The following is a 9,348-nucleotide window of genomic DNA, read 5'->3' as shown; positions in this document are numbered from 1 at the left end:
GCCTCGACCTGCTGTGGCAGGCCTTCAAGGCCGCCTGGCTGGCCCTGGTGCTGCCGGTGATCGTGATCGGCGGCATCATCGGCGGAGTGTTCACCGCCACCGAAGCCGCGGTCGCCGCACTGCTCTACTCGCTGTTCATCTCTCTGGTCTTCTACCGCGAGATCCGCCTGTGGGACCTGTGGGGCATGCTGATCCGCACCGCCCGCCTGACCGGCATGGTGCTGCTGTTGCTGGCCTTCGCCACGGTGATCGCCTGGTTCCTGACCATCAACATGGTGCCCCAGACCCTGGTGCGCCAGGTGCAGGCGATCACCCAGGATCCGTTCCTGCTGCTGCTGATCGTGGCCGCACTGCTGCTGCTGGTGGGCTTCGTCATGGACCTGACCCCGGCCATGGTGATCATGGCGCCGATGCTGACGCCGATCGTCACCACGGTGGGTGTCGACGCCGCCTACTTCGGGGTGCTGATGGCCTTCATCCTCGGCATCGGGCTGCTGACGCCACCGGTAGGCACCTGCCTCTATGTGGGTTGCGGGGTGGGCAAGGTCTCGATGGAGTCGCTGGTCAAGGCGATGCTGCCGTACTACGCGGCGCTGCTGGTGGTGCTGGTGATCCTGATCGCCTTCCCCGGCATCGTCACCTGGCTGCCGGACCTCACCGCCGTGCGCGGCAACTGAGCGGAGAGCATTGGGCCATGAGCAGAAGGAAATAATCATGGCGCGCCTGACAGTAGAGCAGCTTGGTGATGGCTTCGAGAAATGACATAAAACGAGGGCACAGCGATTGACATGCCAGGCACCAGTGGCTAAGATTTTATAATCTAAGTTACCGGTAACATGAATTGGTTAATGTTACCAATATCCAATATTACAAGATGTGCGAGTTGGCCACATGCGATCCAATTTTATACTGGGCATCATCCTGATCATTGCCTCGGTCTTGCTATATACACAGGTTGGCGATCTTCCCAGGCGTTCCGCCATGTTCCCGAAAATGGTGCTATGGGGAATCGGGATCACAGGCCTGTTGATGCTCATCGATGCGGCTATCAAGGCCAAGAAGTTGGCTGTTGCCGGCGACGAGGCCATTGCGCAGGCGGGGGAGGAGCGCAGCAAGATGCGTGACACCCTGTTATTCCAGATACTGGTGCCCGGCACCGTCATGCTGTTGACCTTTCTGATCCTGATGGTTGTCGGATTCTATGTGGCCTCGGCTTTTCTGGTCTTCGTGATCTATTGCTACCACGACTATCGGGTCGATCCGGCCAGCCTCAAGCGCAAAGTGTATGTGAAAGGGGGGATCTTCGCTGTATTGGTTACCCTCTTCATGTACCTGGTTTTTACCCTGCTGCTGGGGCTCCCAGCCCCCTCAGGGGTCTTCTTCTGATCGCCGAGGCGTTCAGAGTGTCGTGCACATCACGCCTGCTCATACTGCGATGATGTGGAATGAAACACCAACCCAAGGTGATGACAATGAAAATGAAGTTGGCAGTTCTATTCAGTACACCCTTTCTGCTGGCTGCGTCGGGCACCGCCCTGGCGCAGGATTATCCCACCAAGAATATACAGATCATCGTGCCCTATAGTGCGGGTGGCGGAGGCGACACCGTGGCACGGATCATCGCCGACCGCCTGAGCGATGAGCTCGGTCGCCAAGTCAATGTAGTCAACCGTGAAGGAGCTGGCGGCGAAATCGGTATCGCCGAGATTGCCCGTAGTCAGGCCGATGGTTATACCCTTGGCGTGTTCGGCTACCCGGATAATTTTGTCTTGGAAAACACCCGCGACACCAGTTTCGATTCCGACAGTTTTGAATACCTGGCCGCTTTCGATGATATGCCCATGGGTATCTTCTCCGGTCCCGGCAGCGATCTCGATACCCTGGATGCTGTGCGCAGCTACGGCGAGGAAAACCCTGGTGCCATCGTGATCGGCGAGTCCGGTGCCCTTGGCCTCCTGAACATCCTTGCCTTCAGCGAGGAACTTGGGATTGATACCACTCCGATCCGCTATTCCGGTGGTGGCGAACTGATGAATGCGTTACTGGGCAATCACATCGATCTGGCTTCGACATCTTCCATGAGCCACGACCCGATTACCGATGCCGGCGGCACTCCGATCGGCTTTGCCGCGGCCGAGCGCATGGAGATGTTCCCGGATGTTCCTACCCTCAAGGAGCAGGGTATCGATCTTGAAATGGGGGTTTCTCGTGTCATGGTGGCGCCGGCCGGCCTGCCTGATGATGTGCGTGACATCCTTACTTCGGCTCTCGATGAGATAAGCACCAACGAGGCAATGATCGAGAACTTCCGCAGCGCTTCGATTCCCTACCGTTACCTGAATGCCGATGAGGCCAGCGATATGGTGGAGCGCTCCAACAGCGTGCTTTCACCGGTTATCGAAGAAAACCTCGAGCAGTTCAATGACGACTGAATGGGTATGACGTAATCGACCCCCGGCGGGCTCGGGGCAGCAGTTTACTCCGGGCCCAGTTCTACTCACGACGCTGGCAGCGATCATGGATCTTCTTTCAATACTTTCTGTTCTTCTTACGCCCAGTGTGTTCCTGGTGGTGTTTGCCGGAGTGCTGATCGGCATCTTGGTGGGAGCCATCCCGGGCCTCAATGGTGCCATTGGCATCTCGCTGCTGCTTCCCCTGACGTTCACCATGGAGCCACAGATAGGCCTGTTGTTGCTGGGCGGTATCTATATGGGCGGTATGTACGGTGGCTCTATCACTGCCATATTGATCAACGTGCCCGGGGATGTCGTGGCGGCGCCGGTTGCCATGGAAGGGTATCCCCTGACGCAGCAGGGGCGATCCAAGGAAGCGCTCTATTATTCGATTTTTTCCAGTATGTTTGGTGGCTTCATCGGCGTACTTATCCTTATACTCTTTACGCCGCCGCTGGCGAGGCTTGCCCTGCAATTCGGCCCCGCCGAGATGTTCTTTGTCTCGCTGAGTGGGCTCGTCATTGTCGGGGCTCTCAGCGGCAGTTTCCTCAAGGCAGCCTTTGCCGTGCTGTTCGGGCTCTTCATCAGTACCATCGGCATCGACATGATCACCGGTTCAGAGCGCTTCACCTTCGGTAGCGCCGATCTGCGCTCCGGTATTTCCGTAGTGCCCGTGGTATTGGGACTGTTCTGTTTCGCTGAGATGTTCCTCAATATTGGCAAGAAGCCCGGCGAACAGGTGCAGTATCACGATCAGAGCATCAAGCGCATGACAGTCGTAATGTCGATTCTAAGAAAGCGCCTGCTAGTGTGGAAGTCAGGCATCATCGGCACGGTTGTCGGACTTTTGCCAGGGGTTGGTACTACCTTGGCCGTGTTCATGTCTTACGGTGAAGCGAAGCGTGTCTCGAAGCAGCCCGAGCTTTTCGAGAAAGGTAATCCGGAAGGCATCATTGCCGCCGAAAGTGCCAACAATGCCACGGTGGGCAGTTCCATGGTCCCCCTGTTGGCGCTGGGTGTGCCGGGTAGCCCAACCAGTGCCATCATTGCAGGGGCCCTGGTCATCCATGGCATCATTCTGGGGCCCAGCCTCTTCGTGAATCGCCCCGATGTGGCTTACACCTTTCTATACGGCATGCTGCTGACCGTCGTGGCTATGACCATCATTGGCGCGGTCGGCATCAAGTACTTCTCCTATATCCTCAAGATACGCATGGAGTACATCGTACCAACGGTGTTGGTCTTCGCGCTGTTTGGCGCCTATAGCCTGCGCAACAGCCTGTTCGATGTCTTCATCGCAATTGTCTTGGGCATTGCTGGCGCCATTTTCAAGAAAATCGAGGTACCGCTTGCTCCAATCATCATTGGCGTCGTACTGGGCCCATTGATCGAAACCAACCTGGCGCGTGCCATGCGTATCGCCGGGGCTCGTGATATACCTCTTGTCCAGTACATGCTCTCTTCGCCGTTGGCCATCGGTCTGCTGGTCATGGTGGTGGCGCTGATGGTGGTAGTCATTCAGATGCGTCGGAAAACCGGCTGAACCAGGGATGGGACACACGATGCGCTATCCGAAAATCGTTGTCATGGGAGTCTCCGGCAGCGGCAAGAGTCTGATCGGCGATCGGCTGGCACGACATCTGGGTATTCCCTTTTTCGATGCCGATGATTTTCACAGCGAAGCCAATGTGAAGAAGATGGCCAGTGGCCGGCCGCTCAGCGATGCAGACCGCGCTGACTGGCTGACAGATCTGGCCGAACTGCTAGAGCGCGAACCGGCCCTGGTGTTGGGCTGCTCGGCGTTGAAGCAGCGCTATCGGAAGCGTCTGCGGGAGGCTGCCCCCGAGCTGGTCTTCCTCTATATGGACGGTGATTTCGAGACGATTCTCTCCCGCTTCGCAAACCGTGAAGGACACTATTTCAATGGTGAAAAGATGTTGCGTAACCAGTTCGAACAGCTGGAACCTCCAGGCTTTGACGAGGCGATTGCCATTGATATTCGTATGGATGAGGAAGGAGTGCTTCGTCAGTGCCTGGCAGCGCTGGGCCAGTGATTTCGGTATAGTGCCCCCGAGCTGCCGAAAACACGCCTCGCCGTAGGCCGAGGCCACAATTTCTCGATCTCTAGGCTGACGTGAAGAAAAAACGCCCAACACTTCAGGATATTGCCGACCAGGTCGGCGCGACGAAGATGACTGTCAGCCGCGCCCTGCGTGATCCGACAACGGTATCCGAAGCGCTGTGTGAGCGCATCTTCGCCGCGGCGGAGCAGGTCGGCTACATTCCCAATCGCGCCCCCGACCTGCTCTCCCGGGCAACGAGCCACTCCATCGGCGTGCTGGTGCCGTCGCTGACCAACCAGGTGTTTGCCGATGTGCTGGTGGGCATTGAAGAGGTCACCGAACCCCTCGGTTATCACTTGATGCTTTCTCACTACGGCTACAGTCAGGAACTCGAGGAGCGCAGCCTGGCATCACTGCTCTCCTACAATGTCGATGGGGTGATCCTCTCCGACAGTCTGCATACCGTCCGTACCTGCCGCATGCTGGAGACCGCCGGCATACCCACCGTGGAGATCATGGATTCGCTGACACCGCCGCTGCATCAGGCGGTGGGCTTCGACAACGTTCGGGCCGGCTATGACATGGTCAGTGAGATGATTCGGCGCGGCCATCGCCATATCGTCTACCTTGCCGTGCGCCTGGACGAGCGGACACGCCAGCGTGAACAGGGCTACCGTCAGGCGGTGGAGGAGCATGGTCTGCAGCCCCTCACCCTGCAGCGCAGCCAGCGCTCGTCCTACAGCGTGGGGGCGGCGCTTCTCGGCGAGGTGGTTGATCAGTACCCACAGACCGATGCGCTCTTCTGTACCAATGACGACGTTGCCGTCGGGGCCTATTTCGAATGCCTGCGCCGCGGCATCCGGGTGCCGGAGCAGATGGCGATCGCCGGCTTCCATGGGCATGACGTGGGGCAGGTCATGTCGCCCCGGCTGGCCAGCGTGATCACGCCGCGCCAGGCCATCGGCAACAGGGCCGCCAGTGAGCTTCTCAAGCGCATTCACGGTAAAGCCACGGGTGAGACGGTGATCGATCTGGGGTATACGGTCGAGCCCGGCATGACTCTGTAATAGCGTTGATGCTACACCGGTGCGGCGGCGTTCGGTGAGCCGGATCAGTCTTTGGCGTCGGCTTCCTTTGCTGCAGGGCGACGGGCAACCATGGTGATCTCCACGTTCGAGGAACCACTGAGCCTTGGCGATTCGGTGCAGGTCCGGGCTGGATAGTGATGGTCGTCGAAAAACTCGGCATAGGCCGCGTCCATGGTGTGAATCGTATCCAGGTTCGTCAGGTGGATGTCCACCCGCACCGTGTCGTCCAGGCTCGCACCGGCGTATTCCAGCATGCGTGCAAGGCGTCGCATGACCCAGCGGGTCTCTTCGGCGATGTCGCCGACCACCGACTCGCCACCCTGAATGTCGGTAACCGTCAGCCCAGAGAGAAAGATGTAGCTGTCATCCATGACGATATGGCTGCCGGGGAAGACTGGCACGGCGAGGGTCGGGTCGTTGAGATACTGGTGCATATTGCGTTTCCCCATGGTTTTCGTAACTCACTTGCAAGTGCCTCACTTACTATAGTTGGCCTGTTCCGGTCCTGCGTCAGTGCCCATTGTCGCTTGATGTCGATCAGTTATTGGTGGATAAATACAGGCAGACTTTGCTGCGCCGCAGTATGCTGGGGGAAATGAAGCACACGGAGGATGACAGGCTGATGGACAGCAGTGACCAGATCGAGAATCGGACGTTCGACGAGATTCAACCTGGCGATAGCGCATCGATCGAGAAGCGGCTTACGCTGGACGACATCAAGTTGTTTGCCGTCATGTCGGGGGATATCAACCCGGCCCATCTCGACGACGACTTTGCCAAGAGCACTCGGTTCCAGGAAGTGGTCGCCCACGGCATGTGGGGTGGGGCCCTGATCTCCACCGTGCTTGGCACCGAGCTGCCGGGGCCTGGCACCATCTATCTGGGCCAGACTCTGCGCTTTCTCAAGCCGGTGAGGCTCGGCGACGTGCTTCGGGTCAGCGTCCGGGTGCGCAGCAAGGATGAGCAGCGCAAGCGCATCATCTTCCACTGTCTCTGCACCAATCAGAATGGCGATACGGTGATCGAAGGCGAGGCAGAGGTACAGGCGCCCACCGAAAAGATTCGTCGTCCACGCACCGTGCTGCCGCGGATTCGGCTGGCCGAGCGGGCGCGACTGCATGAGATGCTGGCGGCAGCCGAGCATCCCGAGCCGGTCGATATGGCCGTGGTGCATCCGGTGGATGAAGTCTCGATCCTTGGGGCCGCCGAGTCGGCGCGCCAAGGACTGATACGGCCGGTGCTGGTGGGGCCGGAGAAAAAGATCCGTGCCGCTGCCGAGGCGGCCGGCATCGACATCGGTGAGTTTGAGCTGGTCGATGTCCCCCACAGCCATGCGGCAGCCGCCGAAGCGGTCGCCATGACACGTTCCGGCAGGGTAGGCGCGCTCATGAAGGGGGCTCTGCACACCGAGGAACTGCTTCACGAGGTGGTCAAGCGCGACACGGGACTGCGGACCGAGCGCTGCTTGAGCCATGTGATGGCCTTCGACGTGCCGACCTATCCGCGGCCGCTGTTCATCACCGACGCCGCGATCAATATCTACCCTACGCTGGCCAACAAGATGGATATCGTCCAGAACGCCATCGACCTGGCCCACGCCCTGGGCAACGCCAATCCCAACGTGGCGATACTCTCGGCGGTGGAAACCGTCAATCCCAAGATCGCCTCGACACTGGAAGCCGCCGCACTGTGCAAGATGGCCGAACGGGGACAGATCCGCGGCGGCACGATCGACGGCCCGCTGGCCTTCGACAATGCCGTGTCCGAAGTGGCCGCCGAGGCCAAGGGCATCGTCTCGCCTGTGGCGGGGCGGGCGGATATCCTGGTGGCGCCCGACCTGGAGTCGGCCAACATGCTGATGAAACAGCTGACGTACCTGGCCGATGCCACCGGGGCCGGCCTGGTGGTGGGCGCGCGGGTCCCCATCGTGCTCACCAGCCGTGCCGATGATGCCATCACCCGCATGGCATCCTGTGCCCTGGCGTTGCTGGTGGCCGAACACCAGAAGCGGGAGCGCTCATGATGCGTGAGATACTGGTCATCAACAGCGGCTCATCCAGCATCAAGTTCGCCTTGTTTGGCGCCACACAGGGGGGCGAGCCGACGAACCTGGAGCTGCGCTATCGCGGACACTTTGCCGGTCTTGGCAGTCAGGCACGGCTAAGCCTCAAGGACGGGGAGGGCGAGGCGCTGGATTCAGGCTCGGCCGGCCCTGCACTGAGCGAGGTGCCGGCCGATCTCGATCACGGTGGGGCATTGTCCAAGCTGCTGGCCTGGATCGAAGCGCATCCGGATCTTGAAGATATCGGTGCCGTGGGGCATCGCATCGTGCATGGTGGCCGCGACCACGTCGATCCGGTTCGTCTTGACGCCGATGCACTCGATGCGCTGGAGGCCCTGGTACCGCTGGCTCCACTGCACCAGCCTATGGCCTGGCGCCGGTGCGTGCCCTGGCAGCGCTGCGGCCCGATCTTCCCCAGGTGGCCTGCTTCGACACGGCCTTTCATGCCGACCAGCCCCCGGTGGCGAGGACGTTTCCTCTGCCGCGGCGATACCGCGACGCCGGCGTCATCCGCTACGGCTTCCATGGGCTCTCCTACGACTACATCAACCGTGTCCTGAACGACCAGATCCTGCCGACACATGGCGGTGTAGCGACAGGGGGTAGGGTGATCGTGGCTCACCTGGGCAACGGTGCCAGCCTCTGCGCCATCCATGACGGCAAGAGCGTGGCCTCTACCATGGGCTTCACCGCCGTGGAAGGACTGATGATGGGCACCCGCAGCGGCAGCCTCGACCCGGGGCTGGTACTGCACCTGATTCTTCAGGAAGGCATGGCGCCCGAAGCCGTCCAGCAGATGCTCTACAAGGAGTCCGGCCTGCTGGGTGTCTCGGGCATCAGTGGCGACATGCGAGAACTGCTGAAGTGCGATGCGCCCGAGGCCGCTGAGGCCATCGAGCTGTTCGCCTACCGTATCGTCAGCGAGATCGGCAGCCTCGCCGCCGCCCTCGGTGGCCTGGACCACCTGGTATTCACCGCTGGGATTGGCGAGCGGGCCGCCCCGGTGCGCGCCGCGGTGGTGGAAGGTTGCCAGTGGCTTGGTGCAGTGCTCGACCCGACGGCCAATCAGGCCGATGCCACCGACATCGCTGCGGAGAGCAGCCGGGTGGGCCTGTGGGTCATCCCTACCGACGAGGAGCGCATGATCGCCTGGCATACAGCCAGCACGGTGTAGTCGAGCCAGTTCCTTCGGTGACGCTGAGCGCGACAGCGCCCCTCATCATTGCCGTTATCCTAAAGTCGAATATCGCCGGGAAGGGTTTCGCCTTGACGGCGGTATTTCTTGGCCTATCTTATGAATAGACCGGTCAGTCTAGTGGGGTTTGAATGGCACATACGACACGTGAGCGTTTGCTCGAGGCGGGACTCGAGATGTTGCTTCAGCACGGCTACAACGACCTGGGTATCCAGGCGCTGCTGCAGGCCACCGGGACGCCGAAGGGCTCTTTCTATCACTACTTCCGCAGCAAGGAGGATTTTGCCTTGCAGGTCGTCGACCGCTACATGGACGAGGTGCACCAGGGGCTCGATGCCGCGCTGGGCGATCAGTCGCTGCCGCCGCTGGATCGGGCGCGACGCTTCTTCGAACTGTCGCGGGAGAAATACCGCCGGGATGGGTACCTGGGGTGCATGCTGGTGGGCTGGGACAGGAACTGTCCGGCATCAACCCGACCTTTGCGGAG

10 protein-coding genes and 1 pseudogene are annotated in these 9,348 nt (G+C 60.2%); 10 read left to right on the top strand and 1 reads right to left on the bottom strand.

Translation table 11 applies throughout. From position 1 onward, the window contains the following. The 6 genes from Q427_RS21205 to gntR form a co-directional block, all read left to right on the top strand. On the top strand, positions 1 to 677 hold a 677-nt coding region (locus Q427_RS21205; protein ID WP_043517094.1), incomplete at its 5' end, for a TRAP transporter large permease subunit. Positions 678 to 891: 214 nt separating this feature from the next. Next, positions 892 to 1,386, top strand: a complete 495-nt coding sequence (locus Q427_RS21200) for a tripartite tricarboxylate transporter TctB family protein (RefSeq protein WP_043517093.1) — start codon at positions 892 to 894, stop codon at positions 1,384 to 1,386. 86 nt (positions 1,387 to 1,472) lie between these two features. Then, positions 1,473 to 2,432 carry a tripartite tricarboxylate transporter substrate binding protein gene (locus Q427_RS21195; RefSeq protein WP_043517092.1) on the top strand — a complete coding sequence of 320 codons (960 nt, stop codon included), beginning with the start codon at positions 1,473 to 1,475 and terminating at the stop codon, positions 2,430 to 2,432. 85 nt (positions 2,433 to 2,517) lie between these two features. Then, complete coding sequence (locus tag Q427_RS21190) at positions 2,518 to 3,996, top strand: tripartite tricarboxylate transporter permease (RefSeq protein ID WP_043517091.1); 1,479 nt, start codon at positions 2,518 to 2,520, stop codon at positions 3,994 to 3,996. 19 nt (positions 3,997 to 4,015) lie between these two features. After that, complete coding sequence (locus Q427_RS21185) at positions 4,016 to 4,507, top strand: gluconokinase (protein ID WP_043517090.1); 492 nt, start codon at positions 4,016 to 4,018, stop codon at positions 4,505 to 4,507. Between the two features lie 80 nt (positions 4,508 to 4,587). Continuing rightward, the gene (gene gntR / locus Q427_RS21180) at positions 4,588 to 5,583 is read left to right on the top strand and encodes a gluconate operon transcriptional repressor GntR (protein ID WP_043517088.1); all 996 of its coding nucleotides are present in this window, start codon (positions 4,588 to 4,590) and stop codon (positions 5,581 to 5,583) included. Positions 5,584 to 5,627: 44 nt separating this feature from the next. Here gntR and Q427_RS21175 read toward each other — a convergent pair whose 3' ends face one another. Beyond that, entirely contained in the window at positions 5,628 to 6,053 is a 426-nt protein-coding gene (locus Q427_RS21175) for a RidA family protein (protein ID WP_331280677.1), read from the bottom strand. 173 nt (positions 6,054 to 6,226) lie between these two features. Between Q427_RS21175 and Q427_RS21170 the strand changes: the two genes are divergently transcribed. The 4 genes and pseudogenes from Q427_RS21170 to Q427_RS21160 form a co-directional block, all read left to right on the top strand. Next, a complete protein-coding gene (locus Q427_RS21170) occupies positions 6,227 to 7,627 on the top strand; it encodes a bifunctional enoyl-CoA hydratase/phosphate acetyltransferase (RefSeq protein WP_043517096.1) in 1,401 nt (466 codons plus the stop codon). Further along, positions 7,624 to 7,971, top strand: a pseudogene (locus tag Q427_RS35680) (acetate/propionate family kinase); the annotation flags it as partial. The gene Q427_RS21170 and the pseudogene Q427_RS35680, both read left to right, overlap by 4 nt. A gap of 74 nt (positions 7,972 to 8,045) precedes the next feature. Continuing rightward, positions 8,046 to 8,840: an acetate/propionate family kinase gene (locus Q427_RS35675; protein ID WP_331280676.1), complete on the top strand. Its 795-nt coding sequence runs from the start codon at positions 8,046 to 8,048 to the stop codon at positions 8,838 to 8,840. 152 nt (positions 8,841 to 8,992) lie between these two features. Next, positions 8,993 to 9,348 (top strand): TetR/AcrR family transcriptional regulator (locus tag Q427_RS21160; protein ID WP_197030772.1); only part of this gene is annotated, 356 nt, incomplete at its 3' end.

The organism is Halomonas sp. BC04 (genome assembly GCF_000568385.1).
The sequence above is the reverse complement of the archived record's forward strand: the minus strand, read 5'-3'. Positions and strand labels throughout refer to the sequence as shown.

Coding starts and splice junctions, on each gene's coding strand:
- Q427_RS21200 (WP_043517093.1), top strand. CDS start 892: ATGCGATCCAATTTTATACTGGGCATCATCCTGATCATTGCCTCGGTC.
- Q427_RS21195 (WP_043517092.1), top strand. CDS start 1,473: ATGAAAATGAAGTTGGCAGTTCTATTCAGTACACCCTTTCTGCTGGCT.
- Q427_RS21190 (WP_043517091.1), top strand. CDS start 2,518: ATGGATCTTCTTTCAATACTTTCTGTTCTTCTTACGCCCAGTGTGTTC.
- Q427_RS21185 (WP_043517090.1), top strand. CDS start 4,016: ATGCGCTATCCGAAAATCGTTGTCATGGGAGTCTCCGGCAGCGGCAAG.
- Q427_RS21175 (WP_331280677.1), bottom strand. CDS start 6,053: ATGGGGAAACGCAATATGCACCAGTATCTCAACGACCCGACCCTCGCC.
- Q427_RS21170 (WP_043517096.1), top strand. CDS start 6,227: ATGGACAGCAGTGACCAGATCGAGAATCGGACGTTCGACGAGATTCAA.